Source organism: Bacillus norwichensis (assembly GCF_014836955.1).
Taxonomy (GTDB): domain Bacteria; phylum Bacillota; class Bacilli; order Bacillales; family Bacillaceae_C; genus Siminovitchia; species Siminovitchia norwichensis.
Map to the genome: position 1 here is coordinate 260,928 of NZ_JACSPV010000001.1, position 16,429 is coordinate 277,356.

The window sequence follows — 16,429 nt, forward strand, 5'->3', positions numbered from 1 at the left end:
CTCAGCCATGAAACCCAATCTTGAAAGGGGAAAAAATAATGAAATGGGATGAATTTTTCGTTACTGGCGAACCGATGATCTACGCTTCAATGGTAGCCATCGCACTTGTTTCCATCGCAATTCCCGTTGCTCTCACCTATTTTAAAAAGTGGGGATACCTTTGGCGGGAGTGGCTGACCACCGTCGATCATAAAAAAATCGGCGTCATGTATATTATTTCTGCTTTATTGATGCTTTTCCGCGGAGGGGTTGATGCCCTATTAATGAGAGCCCAGACGGCCATCCCTGAAAACGGCCTTCTAGATGCACAGCATTACAATGAAATATTCACAACACATGGGGTCATTATGATCCTGTTTATGGCGATGCCATTTGTAATCGGATTGATGAACGTTGTCGTTCCGCTTCAAATCGGAGCCCGCGACGTTGCTTTCCCGCGCTTGAATGCAGTCAGCTTTTGGCTCTTCTTTGCCGGAGCCATGCTGTTCAATATTTCTTTTATTATCGGGGGATCTCCTGACGCTGGTTGGACAGCGTATTTCCCTCTTTCCAGCCTTGAGTTCAGCCCAACTGTTGGAAACAACTATTATTCCTTAGCGCTCCAAATTTCCGGTATCGGTACTTTAATGACAGGAATCAACTTTATTGTCACCATTATTAAAATGCGTGCACCAGGCATGACATTGATGAAAATGCCAATGTTTAGCTGGTCTATTTTAATCACAAATGTCATCGTCGTTTTTGCATTCCCTGTCTTGACCGTTGCACTTGCATTAATGATGCTTGACCGTCAATTCGGAACTCAATTTTTTGCTATGCAAAATGGCGGAATGGACATGCTTTGGGCTAACCTATTCTGGGTTTGGGGACATCCTGAAGTATATATTGTCATTTTGCCTGCGTTTGGTATTTACAGCGAAGTCATTTCTACCTTTGCTCGTAAAAATCTATATGGATACAAATCTATGGTATTCAGTATGATTGCCATCTCCGTTCTTTCTTTTCTCGTATGGGTTCACCATTTCTATACGATGGGTCACGGAGTCATGGTTAATAGCGTATTCTCCATCACAACGATGGCCATTGCAGTGCCGACCGGGGTAAAAATATTCAACTGGCTCTTTACACTGCGAAAAGGAAAAATCAGCTTTACGACACCAATGCTGTATGCACTCGCCTTCATTCCGATCTTTACAATCGGCGGTGTCACCGGAGTTATGCTAGCTATGGCAAGTGCTGACTATCAATACCACAACACGATGTTTCTTGTAGCCCATTTCCATTACGTTTTGATTCCGGGTACTGTGTTCGCGGTAATTGCAGGATACCATTACTGGTTCCCGAAAGTGTTCGGATTCCGTTTGAATGAAAGGATTGGAAAGCTTGCTTTCTGGTTTATTGCAATCAGCTTTAATGTTACGTTCTTCCCTCTCTTTATACTGGGATTGAACGGAATGACAAGAAGAATGTATACCTATTCTGCTAGCACCGGCTTTGGACCACTGAATATGCTGTCCGCTATCGGCGCGTGCGGTCTGGCAATCGGATTTATCCTGCTTGTTTATAACATTTACTACAGTGTCCGCCATAGTCCAAGAGATGAAACAGGTGACCCTTGGGATGCCAGATCTTTGGAATGGAGCACACATAGTCCAGTTCCAGTTTATAATTTTGCAAAAGTCCCTGAGATTCATAGATTGGATGAATTTTGGTTTGCCAAAAAAGAAAAGCGCTCATTAGCAGAAGGAGCATTTGAGCCGATCCACATGCCAAGCAATAATGGACAGCCATTCATTATGGGCGTGATCTTCTTTTTCCTTGGATTCTTTATGGTGTTCAGCTGGTGGGTCCCGGCAATCATTTCAGGAATTGTCCTGCTTGGCATTATGGCCTATCGCTCATTCGAACGTGATCACGGCTATTATATATCAGTTGAAGAAATCGAAAAGACTGAAAACACGACGCGAGGTGAATCAATGTGAAGATCGATCACTCAGTACCTCTTGAATACAGTACAGAAGAAAATCAATTGAAGGTTATCGGTTTTTGGGTTTTTCTTGGAGCAGAAATCGTCTTGTTCTCTACACTGTTCGCCGTCTATTTCACCTTGCAAAACAATGTAGGAAACGGCCCCAGCGGCAGCCATATTTTCGAATTAACACCAGTCATGGTAGAAACGATTGTCCTGTTATCGAGCAGCTTTACAATTGGACTCGGTATTCATGCCATGCGGCTCGGCTTAAAAAAAGCGATGTTGATATTCTTTTCGATCACATTATTGTTAGGTCTTGTATTCCTTGGAGTGGAGATCACCGAGTTTGTCACGTACGTGCACGAAGGTGCAACAATGCAAACAAGCGCCTTCCTTTCCAGTCTCTTTACTCTACTGGGAACGCATGGTGCTCACGTTACATTCGGCTTGCTATGGGGAATAGCCATTTTAATCCAGGTAAAAAAGCAGGGATTTACACCTGAAACAGCCAACAAATCATTTATTTTCTCACTCTATTGGCATTTTCTTGACGTTGTCTGGATCTTCATCTTCAGCTTCGTCTACTTGAAAGGAATGATGTAAGATGAAGCGATTATTTCCCTTGCCGCATGTGATGGGATTCGTCTTCTCACTCATCCTTTCACTTGTTGCCCTGGTTGTTGTCTTATTTGATATCCCCTTCAAAGCCGGAATGGCTATACTTGTTATAACCGCATTGATACAGGCAAGCCTTCAGCTATTCCTGTTCATGCATGTGAAGGAAAACGGCGACAGCAAAACACTTTACACAAATATCGGTTATGCGCTATTTGTTGGAGTCGTGACGATTTTTGGAACTTTGTTCGCCATGCTTTGGGGTTACAATATGATTTAAGCAGTACTAGCCCGGCATTGTCCGGGCTTTTTACATTCTTCTCCGAATGACGAGATTACTTTTACTAAAAAAAATTGAGCTCCCCTGAATGTCAGAATCCACCAAAATTTTTTTAGAATATTCTAAAAATATTGTCTTTTCTAAATTATTCATGTATGATAGTTTTTATAAAGCGCTTACATAAATGTGACATATTAAAGAAATTCTATCATTTTAATAAAAGCAATCGAATGAATGACTGAAAATCGGAGACTTTATTGTTAAATCAATAAGGTTCCGAAGCAGTTATTGCCCTTCATTAAACCTTGTTGACCGAGGTTAAGGAAGCCGCAATTAAAAAGATGCGTGTCGCCTCTTTTTTAATTGCGGCTTTTTTCATTTCCAAAACAATCGCAACAAATTCAAAGTATCGAACTTGAAGAGGTGATGGAACAAATTGAAACCAAAAGCATCTCAGGAAAAAGATTACTACCCCCAGGTCTACCTGCCCAATCTTTATTTGCGAGGCTCTCCACCCTATTGTAATGTCTCAATCACAATACCAAAGGAGGAATATTCAAATGAATAAGCAATTAGGTTTCTGGAAGCTGGGAACATTTGGCATGCAGCATGTTCTTGCCATGTATGGCGGGGCAGTCGTGGTCCCATTGATCGTCGGTCCTGCAATTGGTTTAAACGAAGCAGAAGTTGCCTATTTAATCTCCATTGATTTATTCACATGCGGACTAGCGACATTCTTGCAGGTGATCGGAAATAAATTTTTCGGCATCCGAATGCCAATCGTAATGGGAGTTGCCTTTCAGGCAGTTGGACCTATGATTGCCATTGGTACAATGCAAGGTGTTCCAGCTATTTTCGGTGCGATTATTGCCGCGGGTGCCATTGTAATTTTTTTAGCTCAATTTATGGACAAGATCATCCCTTTTTTTCCTCCAGTAGTAACAGGCACAGTAGTTATCATAATCGGCACCTCCCTGATAGGCGCTGCAATGGGCAACATTACTGGACAACCCGATTCATCCGATTACGGAAGCCTGACAAATTTATTATTAGCCGGGCTTACACTCGTAGTCATCGTCTTGCTAAACCGCTTCTTCCAAGGTTTCATGAGAGCTATTTCAATTTTAGCATCTTTAGTTATCGGTACCATCGTCGCCGCTTTTATGGGACTTGTTGACTTTTCAAGTGTTGGTGAAGCTTCTTGGTTCCATATGGTCACTCCGTTTCGTTTCGGTCCCCCGGAATTCCATTTAAGTGCGATCCTCAGCATGGTTCTAGTTGGAATTGTCAGTATGATGGAAGCAACAGGAGTCTATTTTGCTCTGGCAGAAGTAATTGATAAAAAGTTAACTGGAGATGATATAAAGAAAGGATTGCGTGCAGAAGGACTTGCACAAATAATTGGCGGTATTTTTCAAGCTTTTCCTTATACGACATTTTCACAAAATGTCGGTCTCATTGCTTTAACAGGGGTCAAACAAAGAAGAGTAGTTGTAGCATCTGGCTGTATTCTAGTCATTCTTGGCCTTTTGCCAAAAGTAGCAGCCCTGACTCTGATTATTCCAAATCCTGTACTTGGAGGAGCAATGATTGCCATGTTTGGAATGGTCATGGCTTCCGGAATCCGTCAACTTTCATCTGTTGACTTCCGAAGAACAGAAAATCAACTCGTCATTGCATTATCGGTTGGTCTTGGCTTAGGCGTATCCATTGCTCCCGATGTATTTGCGAATGTACCGCAAAATATTCGGATCCTTTTTGAAAACGGGATTGTGACAGGCGGATTCGCCGCTGTCTTGTTAAACCTTATATTAAATGGTGTTAGTAAAGGTGATGGAAGGGACATTAAACTGGATCATACATCTGATATTGCTTAAATAAAATGTCGGCAATGATGAGCATGTCATTGTCGACATTTCTATCAAATGGCCTTGGCATATTTACGCCCAGATTGTATAGAGCTTTGCTTAATACATTTCCTCTGAAAATCTGTGGCATCCGCCGGAGGCTTTAACTTTATTCAGCTGTGGTTCGAACCCCCACTAAATGGAGAGACAAAGTTAAACTAAAATGCGGATGGTTCTTGTTTCCTCTATTTTCTTATCAAGAGCTACTGTTGGAATATGTCCTTTTGGACCCCTGAACGGTTCATTTTTGAAAAATCAATTTTTGTAAAAACTACACTAGAAAGCATAAAACACAAGATTCCGAACGAAAGTACAATGAGAAAGCTGATTTGAGGAGTGATAACAAAGCCGCTGAATTTAAACGCAAGCTGTTCCCCAATCAGTTCATCCGTTGTCAATGACATCTTTTCCAAAGTCAATGTTCTGAAAAATGCAGCTGCATACGTCATCGGATTTAATAGAGCGATATATTGAAGAGCGTTGGGGAGCAAGCTAAGCGGCACATAGACTCCGCATAAAAAAGTGATAGGTGTTGTAACAGCCATTGTGACTATTTGAAACGTCTGGGAATTTTTCACTAATGCAGCTAAAAGTAAACCGAAGGAAGAAAATACGAACCCTACAAATATCATAGAAGCAACGACCGCGATGGGAGTTAAAATGGAGTTATATTTCAGGCCAATAAAATAACCGACGATGAGTATTAAAAATCCTTGAATTGCGGCGACAGTTGTGGAAGACAATATTTGACCGGCAGCGATCTGAATTCTTTTTACCGGGCTGACAAGCACTTCTTTCATATAGCCTGAAACAATATCTTCAATCGTGGACGTGGCAATATTCAATGATGTTTGAAAAACAACGATGATCACGATTCCTGCCAAAACATAATGAACCGGATTGCTGATGAAAGCACTTTTGAAAATGGTACTTAGCAAATACAAATAGAAAAATGGCATGATCAGAATCAATACCAGTTGCGTGCGATTCCTGAAAAACAATTTCACATTTCTTAACCATAACGCCAAAACAATACGCATCGCTAATTCCCCCTTATATCCCTTCCTGTAATCTCTAAAAATACATCGTTTAATGTTCCTTTCTTAATCTCCAAATCTGTGATAAAGGGCTGATGGGCCCTCAAAGTCATTAAAAGATTCGTAAGCTCATCAAATTCAACAGTAAAGTGATTTTCCTTTCTTTTAAAAGTCAATTGCTGCTGTTTCAACACTGTTTCCAGTGCTTGTGGATCAGCGCTTTCTATGTGAGCTTTGTCTTTTATATACTGCCGCTTCAATGCATCCGGAGTATCAAGAGCAATAATTTTACCATTGTCCATTACCGCCACTTTTTGGCAAATTTCTGCCTCATCCATATAATGAGTTGTCAAAAAGATTGTTATCTTCTTTTCCTTTTGGAGCTTGATGATGTATTCCCAAATCTTCGCTCTAGTTTGTGGATCAAGCCCTGCGGTTGGCTCATCTAAAAACAATACTTTCGGAAAATGAAGAAGACTTCTCGCAATTTCTACGCGTCTTTTCATGCCACCCGACAAACTGTTAACCATTTCCTTTTTCCAATCTAACAGATCGACAATTTTCAAGGCAAGATCAATCCGATCAGAAATCTGTGATTTTGGCAAATCGTAAAAATGGCAATGCATTTTCAAATTCTCTTCAACTGTCATTTTTGGGTCAAGCGTACACTCCTGAAAGACAACACCGATCGTACTTCTAACAGCATCCTTTTGACCGCTGACATCTTTCCCATCTATTAGAAGATCCCCAGAAGTCTTTTCAAAAATTGTGCAAAGTGTATTGATGGTTGTGCTTTTTCCGGCTCCGTTTGGCCCCAAAAAAGCGAAAATGCTGCCGCTTTCCACTTCAAATGAAACATGGTCAACCGCTGTATAATTCCCATATTTTTTCACAAAGTCTTTGACGACAATCATATTCTCCATCCATATCACCTTCATTTGTTTTTTAGAAATCCCAATACGTTATAAACTTTATCAAAAGCGTTGCCTATATCTTTTGAACTTGATCATTCATTTCCTAAAACATCTTCAAATGCATCCAATACTTTTTGATAATCCTCGGCATTAACACCTGATTTCTTTGATACTTTGGCAATCATTTCCGAATGATTCATTTGGTTTTCTCTCCTTTTGGTTGTCATACATTCCAAGGATGTAGGCAAAGCTGTCTTTTCCAGTACCCAAGTGGCCTTAATGATGTGAGTTAATGCCGTGGCCTTTTGCATGATTTCCCATTGAAAAATACCTGGAGAATGTCACTAATAGTGGTTGACGAATAACCTTTTGTGAAAATAGATCCAGCTATGTCTTTGGTATTCTCGCAAATGAAAATGCCCTCACAAAAGACCGACTGACGGTCTATAATGAAGTTAACATGAGATAAATTGGAAAGTCAATACTCATTTTTATAAAAACACGACTTCTGGTAAATTTCGAACAGGTAGGTGAAAATCAGGTTCAAGCATTCTTGGATAAAAAGCAGCCGTACTCTGTCGCCATAGCAAAAACCGCCATTCATACGCAAACAACAAATGGCGGTTCTTCTTTTATCATCCTATGCCCACAGCCATTTCCAAATTTCTTTCACTGTGGCATTTTTTCCATACATGAGAATTCCAATTTTAAACACTTTTCCTGCTGCTTTCATCATCAGCCAAATCGTTGCAAAAAGAATGACTAACGCGATGACAATTTCAACCCAAGGCCATTCATCCAACATAGAGAGGCGGATGATCCAAACAGCGGGTGATGTAATCGGGAAAAACGAGCCAATTTTAGCAATAACTCCGCTTGGATCTGCTATAATAGGCCCAATAAAAATAAGTGGTAAAAATGGAAGCATCATGACCATACCTTGGAAATTACTAGTCGCTGTCATGTCCTCTACCGTCGCACCAATTGCAACGAAGATTGCGGAAAACAATAGGTATCCGGAAACAGCCAACACTAATAACAACATTGTTTCTGGAACCAATAAGTACTCCATCAACGGCAGCTCAAGCTTCCAGGCTACTAAAGGCAATCCAACTGCAAGCCACACGACAACTTGGGTAATACCTAATACGAAATATCCGATGATCTTTCCTTGCATTAATTCACCAGGAGTTACGGAAGACAAGATGATTTCTGCTACTTTCTCTTTCTTTTCCTGTGAAGCAGATGTGAAAATCATCATGCCAGTCATGACAATCGAAAACAATACGATTCCTGCAAACGCCCCTGGAATCACTCTTTTAAGCGAATCAGCTTCGGCCGGAACGGCTTCTTTATTTTCAACAGGATTATCAAATTCCGCTTGCTTAACCGCGATGCCTTTCGCAATCATATTTTTCTGTTCCTCTGATAATTCGAGTCTATCAATTTGCAGATTCCGTATAGGAGCTTCAAGTACGTATGCTTCATTTATAAAATCTTCTCCGACATCTTCACTCATATATATTTGAATGGTCCCTTGATCCAACGTTTTTTCTGAAAGTGGAATATACACTGTTTTGTCAGTATCGGCAACTTGTTTCTTCATCTCAGACTCTCTTGTATCTGTTGAATGTAACTTCCAGTTTAAATCCTGCGACTCAATAATGGCCTTTACTTCATCCAAAACCCCTAACTCATCTGAAATAAAAACGTCAATATCTTTGGAATCTTCCCCACCACTAAATAATTGAGGAACGAAAAAGAAGAACATGAACAGAACGGGAGTGATTAACAGAGAAATAATGAACGATTTATTCATCATATTTCTTTTAATCTCCCATTTTGCCACTTTTAAACTATTACGCATTAACAACACCCCCTTCGTTCTCGATATGTTTATCCGTCGCTACATCGATAAAAATTTCATGGAGTGATATCCGATCAATAGAAAGCTCCTGAATATCCAATGTCTCAGGTAACTGTCTGAGCCAATATGGCAAAACCACATCCTGAGTTAAATAAACCACGGAGACATCCCCTTTTTGCTCAACACGATTTACTTGAGTAAGCCCCTCCAACACTGAAATGTCATTTTTACCACGAATGGTACATTTAAAATTGGCATATTGATTTTTGACATCCTCCAACGTACCATAAATAACTTTTTGACCACGATGGATCATAAACAAGCGATCACATACTTCCTCGACCATATTCATTTGATGGGAAGATAATAATATCGCCGTTCCCTTATTCGCTAGATCTTTAATTTCATTTTTAAAAACTTCCTGACTAACTGGGTCAAGACCTGAAAACGGTTCATCTAAAATCAATAATTCCGGTTCATGAATAATCGATCCAATAAATTGTACCTTCTGCCCCATCCCTTTAGATAATTCTTCAACAGAGACTTTTTCTTTCCCTTCAAGCCCGAGTTTGGCTAAATACTCAAGTGCTCGCTTCTTTGCCTTTTTAATCGGGTAATCCTTTAGTTCCGCTAAATATAAAATCATATCCATCACTTTGACATTTTTATATAACCCGCGTTCCTCCGGCAAATAGCCAATTTTATCACGAGGTATTTCACCGGCTGCATGATTATGAAAGTTTATGGTCCCTTCGTCTGGATACATAATTCCCATTATGTTTCTGATGGTCGTTGACTTTCCCGCTCCATTCGGACCAAGAATAGCCATGATCTCCCCTTTTTTTACGTTAAAGGAGATGTTCTGGATTATTTGAGTTTGCTTGAAAGACTTTCCTAGTTCTTCGACCGACAAAATTGTTTCCATCGCACCTTTTCACCTCTTCATCATTCTTGAAATTTAAATAAATAATTTATTTTTCTATTCCTTGTTTCCACTTATGATAATAAGTTGCCGTATATGTCATGATTGCTGGTATTGTAAATACAAATGTAATAAGAAATGCCCAGCTGCTGATATTTTGAACTAATCCCGAAGTCAATGCCATCATTAGCCATGAAATGACTGTCAATCCAACAAAAAATGCCACTGCTATTCTAAGTGATTTTGCCAAGCGTACCATTTTATCTCTAGAAGATTCTACATCACTGTATATCGGAACTGTTCCTTTCTTTGCTTTAAAAATATGCATATCATGGCTAGAACAAACATGTGTCCAACCTGCATACGAAAACATTTCAAAATACTCCTTTTCTTCATTTGGCTGCAATGTACGATAATCAATGTTGAAAATTACGTCTTCACATTCACCTTTTTCTAATTCATAACCTGCACAGCGGAACCTTTTCAAATGCCAGCCCTTTAATGCTTTTTGTCGCAACTTATCCATATCTTTCTCTTCAAAAAACGCAAGACCGTTCGACATCATATATTTTGTACTTGCCATTACTGAATCCCCCTATCTAGACCTTTTTCCGCCAATTCAATCATGGCTTTTCGGCGTAAGATATCTCTATGTAACACCTCGCGGCCTTTTTGGGTTAATATATATATTTTTCTACGCGAATCTGAGTCATCCTGCAGCACGATAAGTTCTTCTTTTAATAGTTTCTTAATAATCGTATAAAGAGAAGCAGGGCCAATAACAAATGAACCCTTTGTGGTTTCTTCCACTAAACTCATCACTGCATATCCATGCCTTGGTTCGGTAAATGCAGCCATAATATAAAATACAGAGTCTGTAAGTTGCTTAATGGACTTCAATCCTTGCCCTCCCCCTATATCACTTTCTGATATATCTAAAAAACAATATATCAGAAAGTGATATACTGGTCAATGCAAAGTTTGCAATCTTTTAAATGTAATTTGTTGTCATTCACTTTCATTTTGTTGATTATTAAGCGAAAAAATTTTTTGAAGGTATAAGGCGCCATTACTCCCATCTCTCTTTTTAAAAGATAGATAAAAATAGAAGGGGCAAGGCCATCCATTTCCTTGCCCCTTCGTCTCTATTGCGCACTCACTTTTTTTTCAAGTGATTTAGCCTGCATCTGATACATTTTGGCGTAAATACCGTTTAGCTTCAATAATTCATCATGTGCTCCCTGTTCTTGTATGATTCCACGGTCTAAAACAAGAATCCGATCCGCATTTTTTATAGTGGAGAGTCGATGCGCAATAATGAACGTCGTTCGTCCTTTCTTCAAGACGTTCATTGCATGTTGAATGATTTCCTCTGTTTCAGTATCTATGTTGGAAGTCGCCTCATCCAAAATCAATATTGCTGGATCAAAAGCAAGTGCTCTTGCAAATGAAATGAGCTGTCGCTGACCAGAAGAAAGTGTACTGCCTTTCTCGACAACAGGCTCATCAATACCTTTCTCCAAATTTCCAAGTACATGTTCTGCACCCACCGCTTGCAATGCTGCTTCGGCCTTTGCTCGTGTAATTTGCGGTTCATTTAAGCTTATGTTTGACAGAACGGTACCCGTAAACAAATATGGATCCTGTAACACAATCCCCATATGCTGACGAATCGTTTGCCTAGGCATCGATGTTATGTCTACTCCATCAATGTGAATTTTTCCTTTTTGCGGATCATAGAATCGAAACAATAGATTCATGATAGAGCTTTTTCCGGAGCCCGTATGTCCAACAAGCGCGACAGTTTCTCCTTGCTTAGCTGTAAAAGATATGTTTTTCAACACATATTCGTCATTTTTATAAGCGAAAAAGACATCTTTGAAGACAACATTTCCCTTATATTTAGGGATTGCTTTCGTTGATACTTTTTCTCCATCCAAATCCAATACTTCGAACACCCGGTTTCCAGCAACAAGGGAACGCTCAAGCTGGGAAAACTGATTGACGATATTCGTAATCGGGTTGAATAACTTCGTTAAATAATCTACAAATGCATACAAGGTCCCAGCAGTTACAAATGCTCCTGTTGTCATGGATCTCGTGCTAAAGTAGAGAATGAAAATCGCAAACATAATCAGGCGGATTGCATCTACTAAGTTAAAGGAGGTCGCAGAATCCAGAAACAATAATTTTCGCTGATAAGCATAATGCTCTTCATTCATTGCATCAAACTCTTTTGTCATCTGCTTTTCACGACGGAAGGCTTGTATAATGGACATGCCCTGGATCGACTCGTTTATCATGGCATTAAGATCTGCGATTTTTGTACGAATCACCTTGTTATATTCCGATGCATACCGTCTATATAAAATCATCCAAAGATAGACACCAGGTACTAGGGCCAACGCAATCATTGCCATTTTCCAATTTAAAATAAACAGCGCGACGTACACACCACCGATTGAAATAACACTTGTTGCAAAGTTGGAAAGGACCTGGACGTAAAGATTTCTGACTGCCTCCGTATCATTTGTGATACGTGCAACAATTTTTCCCGCGGGGAGATGATCAAAATATTGGATAGGCAAAGTTTGGATATGCGCAAATACATCTTGTCTCAGCTTTTGTACAACACGGTTTGCACCTATTTGCAAGTAAATAAACATAAAATAGCGCAACACAGCAGTAATGATCGCTAAAATTAAATAGATACAGAGCAGCCAGGCAATTGGCTCCACTTGAATCTGTCCTAACGTCATATGTTCGTCGATAATATGCTTGGCAATAAACGGACCTGTAAGCTCAGCTATCACAGCCCCGGTCAGGAGAAGTAACCCAAGGAAAATAGGCTGTTTAACATACAAGGCATACCTTACCAAACGCTTACTTGTACTCATGATGAGCTCCCTCCTTCCAACTGCTGGCGGTCAAATTGTTCTTTATACCAGCCGTTTTGCTGAATAAGCTCTTCATGTGTTCCCCGCTCGATTATCCGTCCTTCATCTAGTACGATAATTTGATTCGCATGTTGAACACTTGATAAACGATGCGTCGTAATGATCGTCGTTTTTCCTTTTCTTTCATGTTGAATATTCTTTATAATATTCGCCTCGGTATTGGCATCAACAGCCGATAGTGAATCATCCAATACTAGTATTTCTGGGTCTTTGATAAGTGCACGCGCAATGGATACGCGCTGTTTTTGACCACCCGATAAAGAGACACCTTTTTCTCCTACAAGTGTTTCCAGCCCCATTGGAAGATTTTCCAAATCTTTTTCAAAGAAGGCAAGGCGAACAGCTTTTCTAATATCGGCCTCGGTAGCATCTTCTTTTCCGAAAAGGATATTCTCCCGAATGGTTCGCGAAAAAAGGACGTGGTCCTGAGGTACATAACCGATCCAATCCAGAACTTGTTCCTTAGATTGTGAGGTTATTTCTATTCCATCAATCGTCAATCGGCCTTTATCAAGGGGGTATTCCCGCAACAGTTGTCTTAAGAAAGTCGTTTTCCCAGAACCCGTTTTTCCAACAATACCAAGAGTCTCTCCTCTCGCTAGAGATAAAGAGATCTTCTGCAAATTTTTCGCCTGGCTTGTTGGATATTGAAACTCCAAATCATGAAACCCAATCATATTTGGATTCTTTACCACTTTAAGGTTCGCTTCATTCTGTACGTCCGCTTGATAATCAAGCATTTCCTGAACCCGATCAAGTGACGCATTCCCCTGCTGCATCACGTTAATTAATTCACCAATTGCAAAAATTGGCCATACGGCAAGTCCTAAATAAACATTAAAGGTGACAAGCTGCCCGACTGTCATTGCCTCGGTGGATACCAAAAATGCTCCATAACCCAGCGCAATAACATAGCTGATTCCCGTACCTAATTTGGTGATCGGTCCAAAAAGAGCATTGATTCTGGCAGTCTGAATATTTTTTTCATATACCTTTTCACTCATTTCAGCAAACTTAGCTTCATCCTTCTTTTCCTGAACGTACGCCCGAACCACCCGAACTCCTGCTACTGATTCTAAAACATTGTCATTCAATTCACCAAATGCATCCTGCGCCTTCACATACCGTTCATGTACAAGCCTTCCATAATATTGAATCAATACCGCCATAATTGGAACAGGCAGCATCGCAAATAAAGTCAATTTCCATGAGATCATAAAGCCCATGGCACAAACTATCGCACCTAGATATATAGTGGAATCAATAAGAGTCAAAATGCCGAATCCAGCCGTTAAGGAAACAGCATTCAAATCGTTTGTGGCACGTGCCATCAAGTCACCGGTACGATTTTTTTCATAAAAAGTCGGCGTCATTTTCAAAAATTGAAGCATCAATCTACGACGCATTATCTTTTCCAGATTGATCGCCCCTTCAAATAAGCGATACTGCCAAACAAAGTTCAATAAATAGCCTCCGACAATGATTACACCGAAAATCAGCATATATTGTGCCAATATGCTTTTCGTCATTGCACCGGTAGTTAAAATGTCAATCATACTGCCCAGCAAATATGGGGGTACCACTTCCAATGCGCTCGCACTAATGAGCAAAGCAATCGCTATAGTATATTGCATCCAATAACGTCCGAAAAACCACCCTAACTTTCCCAAAACATCAAACATGAATTAAACCTTCTTTCATGGGTTTTAAATATGACTACCCGCTCTCAAGTATTTTTTCTTTCCTTGACATCCTTTTTTTGTTTTTGCTCATAATCATCTACTCCTTTTTGTTATTTTTTCAAGAAATTACCAAGCACAAAAAATGCATACCCTAAAAGAGTATGCACCTTAAAATGGGTATAGAAGTTTCATCCATCCCTTTTACTTAGTTGTAAAATTATTCAGTGAATAGGTTTGGATAATGTATAAAATTTAACGGATTGTTTACTGTATGAGTTCTCATTATCCATACCTCCTTGGAAAATCTTGAATAGAAATTATTTTACTGCAAAAGTATTCAGTGTTCTTGAATATTATCATCCTTTTCAAATAATTGTCAACAATTAGAAGCCCTTTACTTCCAATTTTTTAGATTTTAGATACTTTCTACCCAGATGAGACGATGTTCGTCTTTCCCCAATAATCTCTTAATTTCCATGAGGACTTTTCTAATAAATGCTCCCAAAACAGCTGTGAGTTTGAAAATTCAGCATCCAAGTAAATTTCTTGTATCCCTTTTTCAGGCATGGTTAAACAACGCTTTTTCTATTCACTGACGTTGATATGAGGATGTATATAAACACTGGCAATCTCATATACATTTGGCACCATTTCTATATTTTCAAAGATGTGCTGATTTGTTTTCTTCCACGTTATCGTCCCAATAATTCGTTCATCTATTCTGCAGCAAAAACCATTTCCGAATCAGCTAGAAATTACGTGACAATACCATTTTGTTGGTCAGCTTCTTCCTTAATCGGTCCATGCTCAGTGTTTGCGACTAGTTCTGTGATCAAAGCTCTAAATAATGTATTCAAATACTGATCGCGTTTTTAAATCTACTTAATAGGTATGTCATCTCTTATCATTTTTCTTGATCTCTTCAAGAATTTCAATCATACGTTCATTTTGTTTCTCGATTTTCTTTATTCTCCTTTCGATGATACTCGAAGAACAAAATACAATTAAAACGACCGCCGCTCCTATGATCAGTTCCATGATTTGAATCACTCCTCACATTTTATATAAGAACGAAGTATCATAATAAAGTTTTTTTTAAAAAAAAATAACATGAAGGGGGGTTATTCTTCTTAAGAGGAATAGCACAAGATAAACGGGACTATGGATGTTCAAGCCGCGATTGAAGACGTATCAAAAAATAAAGCCCATCACTATCCGGAATGAAACAAGTCAAGTCTGTGAGGAAATTGGATTATTTAATCTATGTATATACAGAATGTCTGTGTTGTCACATTCTCTGTGTTCTGGGAAAGCGATTGATAAAAAATACCCACCATTCAATCGGGCATTTCCGTAATGGATTCCCTACCAGCGATATGCCGGTGGTAAACTGAATCACAATTCCTCTTCCGCCCTTCGATCAGGAAACCATTTTAAAGCGGAAAGTTGTCTTCAGTTTATCTGCCAAACGCTCATACATGAATCTCAACCACTCCCCTATCAAATACCAGCCACCACTCTTTCCACTTATAATATCATATATCGTTTCTATCATTCGATTATCGATGGTATAGTAACCGAAACAAAAGGAAGGGATTATTTTGAAATATCTTATACGAAAAATGTTGCCTGATGACATTTCTCAAGTCCAACATGTCGCAAGAATAAGCTGGAATAACGCATACGAAGAGATTATCCCGTTGAAAATCCAGGAGAGCTTTCTAGATATAGCATACAGTGATGAGATGATGAGAAAACGATTGGAAAGGTCCAACATTTTTATTTCAGCAATGGATCATACCGTTACCGGCTTTGCTGACTTTTCTGCTGTAAAGAAAAATGGAGAAGCTGAACTTGCAGCAATTTATATTGACCCTTCTTACCAAGGCAAAGGGCTAGGCACAGCTTTACTTGAAACTGGAATTAAAAGTCTAAAAGGTATCAGAAAACTATTTGTGAATGTTGAAAAGGAAAATCGAAGAGGGGTGGCTTTTTACACAGCCAAAGGGTTTACAGCTTGCTCGGAATTTGAGGATGATTTTGATGGACATATTTTAAAAACGATCAGAATGGTCTTGGTGGTGTAAAAACCTGATTTGTATTCTTCACTAGATGAGAGGTCAAATTTAAATGCATAAACTGATCAATTGCGCCTTAACGTATTTGCGCTCGATACATTTGTATGAAAATTATTTCCGTTAGAAAGCAATACTTAAGTAAGCCCTCTATTCCTATTTTTTAAAAAGGGCTTTATCTGTTTTTTCTTTTATGGAATA

14 protein-coding genes are annotated in these 16,429 nt (G+C 39.3%); 5 read left to right on the plus strand and 9 right to left on the minus strand.

From position 1 onward, the window contains the following. Positions 1-38: 38 nt before the first annotated feature. The 4 genes from qoxB (at position 39) to H9631_RS01350 (ending at position 4,744) form a co-directional block, all read left to right on the plus strand. Entirely contained in the window at positions 39-1,982 is a 1,944-nt protein-coding gene (gene qoxB, locus H9631_RS01335) for a cytochrome aa3 quinol oxidase subunit I (RefSeq protein WP_191809440.1), read from the plus strand. Then, positions 1,979-2,575 (plus strand): cytochrome aa3 quinol oxidase subunit III, encoded by a 597-nt coding sequence (gene qoxC / locus H9631_RS01340; RefSeq protein WP_191809441.1) that lies wholly within the window; start codon positions 1,979-1,981, stop codon positions 2,573-2,575. The genes qoxB and qoxC overlap by 4 nt, the downstream gene beginning before the upstream one ends. Before the next feature lies 1 nt (position 2,576). Continuing rightward, entirely contained in the window at positions 2,577-2,867 is a 291-nt protein-coding gene (gene qoxD / locus H9631_RS01345; protein ID WP_191809442.1) for a cytochrome aa3 quinol oxidase subunit IV, read from the plus strand. Between the two features lie 560 nt (positions 2,868-3,427). Next, complete coding sequence (locus H9631_RS01350; protein WP_191809443.1) at positions 3,428-4,744, plus strand: nucleobase:cation symporter-2 family protein; 1,317 nt, start codon at positions 3,428-3,430, stop codon at positions 4,742-4,744. 233 nt (positions 4,745-4,977) lie between these two features. Here H9631_RS01350 and H9631_RS01355 read toward each other — a convergent pair whose 3' ends face one another. The 9 genes from H9631_RS01355 to H9631_RS01400 form a co-directional block, all read right to left on the minus strand. Then, complete coding sequence (locus H9631_RS01355) at positions 4,978-5,814, minus strand: ABC transporter permease (RefSeq protein ID WP_191809444.1); 837 nt, start codon at positions 5,812-5,814, stop codon at positions 4,978-4,980. A gap of 2 nt (positions 5,815-5,816) precedes the next feature. Further along, complete coding sequence (locus H9631_RS01360) at positions 5,817-6,734, minus strand: ABC transporter ATP-binding protein (protein WP_191809445.1); 918 nt, start codon at positions 6,732-6,734, stop codon at positions 5,817-5,819. Positions 6,735-7,365: 631 nt separating this feature from the next. Continuing rightward, entirely contained in the window at positions 7,366-8,592 is a 1,227-nt protein-coding gene (locus H9631_RS01370) for an ABC transporter permease (protein WP_191809446.1), read from the minus strand. Continuing rightward, positions 8,585-9,517, minus strand: coding sequence for an ABC transporter ATP-binding protein (locus H9631_RS01375; protein WP_191809447.1), 933 nt, complete (start codon positions 9,515-9,517; stop codon positions 8,585-8,587). Before H9631_RS01375 ends, H9631_RS01370 begins: the two co-directional genes overlap by 8 nt. A gap of 46 nt (positions 9,518-9,563) precedes the next feature. Beyond that, positions 9,564-10,097 carry a DUF2812 domain-containing protein gene (locus tag H9631_RS01380; RefSeq protein ID WP_191809448.1) on the minus strand — a complete coding sequence of 178 codons (534 nt, stop codon included), beginning with the start codon at positions 10,095-10,097 and terminating at the stop codon, positions 9,564-9,566. Then, the gene (locus H9631_RS01385) at positions 10,097-10,414 is read right to left on the minus strand and encodes a PadR family transcriptional regulator (protein ID WP_191809449.1); all 318 of its coding nucleotides are present in this window, start codon (positions 10,412-10,414) and stop codon (positions 10,097-10,099) included. Before H9631_RS01385 ends, H9631_RS01380 begins: the two co-directional genes overlap by 1 nt. A 245-nt stretch (positions 10,415-10,659) precedes the next feature. After that, positions 10,660-12,411, minus strand: coding sequence for an ABC transporter ATP-binding protein (locus tag H9631_RS01390; protein WP_191809450.1), 1,752 nt, complete (start codon positions 12,409-12,411; stop codon positions 10,660-10,662). Then, positions 12,408-14,153 carry an ABC transporter ATP-binding protein gene (locus tag H9631_RS01395; RefSeq protein WP_191809451.1) on the minus strand — a complete coding sequence of 582 codons (1,746 nt, stop codon included), beginning with the start codon at positions 14,151-14,153 and terminating at the stop codon, positions 12,408-12,410. The genes H9631_RS01390 and H9631_RS01395 overlap by 4 nt, the downstream gene beginning before the upstream one ends. A gap of 894 nt (positions 14,154-15,047) precedes the next feature. Further along, a complete protein-coding gene (locus H9631_RS01400) occupies positions 15,048-15,191 on the minus strand; it encodes a hypothetical protein (RefSeq protein ID WP_191809452.1) in 144 nt (47 codons plus the stop codon). A gap of 563 nt (positions 15,192-15,754) precedes the next feature. Between H9631_RS01400 and H9631_RS01405 the strand changes: the two genes are divergently transcribed. Continuing rightward, positions 15,755-16,240, plus strand: coding sequence for a GNAT family N-acetyltransferase (locus H9631_RS01405; RefSeq protein WP_191809453.1), 486 nt, complete (start codon positions 15,755-15,757; stop codon positions 16,238-16,240). Positions 16,241-16,429 lie beyond the last annotated feature (189 nt).

Bases quoted from the DNA above. Each gene is read 5' to 3' on its own strand.
- qoxB (WP_191809440.1), top strand. From the start codon at position 39: ATGAAATGGGATGAATTTTTCGTTACTGGCGAACCGATGATCTACGCT.
- qoxD (WP_191809442.1), top strand. From the start codon at position 2,577: ATGAAGCGATTATTTCCCTTGCCGCATGTGATGGGATTCGTCTTCTCA.
- H9631_RS01350 (WP_191809443.1), top strand. From the start codon at position 3,428: ATGAATAAGCAATTAGGTTTCTGGAAGCTGGGAACATTTGGCATGCAG.
- H9631_RS01355 (WP_191809444.1), bottom strand. From the start codon at position 5,814: ATGCGTATTGTTTTGGCGTTATGGTTAAGAAATGTGAAATTGTTTTTC.
- H9631_RS01360 (WP_191809445.1), bottom strand. From the start codon at position 6,734: ATGGAGAATATGATTGTCGTCAAAGACTTTGTGAAAAAATATGGGAAT.
- H9631_RS01370 (WP_191809446.1), bottom strand. From the start codon at position 8,592: ATGCGTAATAGTTTAAAAGTGGCAAAATGGGAGATTAAAAGAAATATG.
- H9631_RS01375 (WP_191809447.1), bottom strand. From the start codon at position 9,517: ATGGAAACAATTTTGTCGGTCGAAGAACTAGGAAAGTCTTTCAAGCAA.
- H9631_RS01380 (WP_191809448.1), bottom strand. From the start codon at position 10,097: ATGGCAAGTACAAAATATATGATGTCGAACGGTCTTGCGTTTTTTGAA.
- H9631_RS01390 (WP_191809450.1), bottom strand. From the start codon at position 12,411: ATGAGTACAAGTAAGCGTTTGGTAAGGTATGCCTTGTATGTTAAACAG.
- H9631_RS01395 (WP_191809451.1), bottom strand. From the start codon at position 14,153: ATGTTTGATGTTTTGGGAAAGTTAGGGTGGTTTTTCGGACGTTATTGG.
- H9631_RS01400 (WP_191809452.1), bottom strand. From the start codon at position 15,191: ATGGAACTGATCATAGGAGCGGCGGTCGTTTTAATTGTATTTTGTTCT.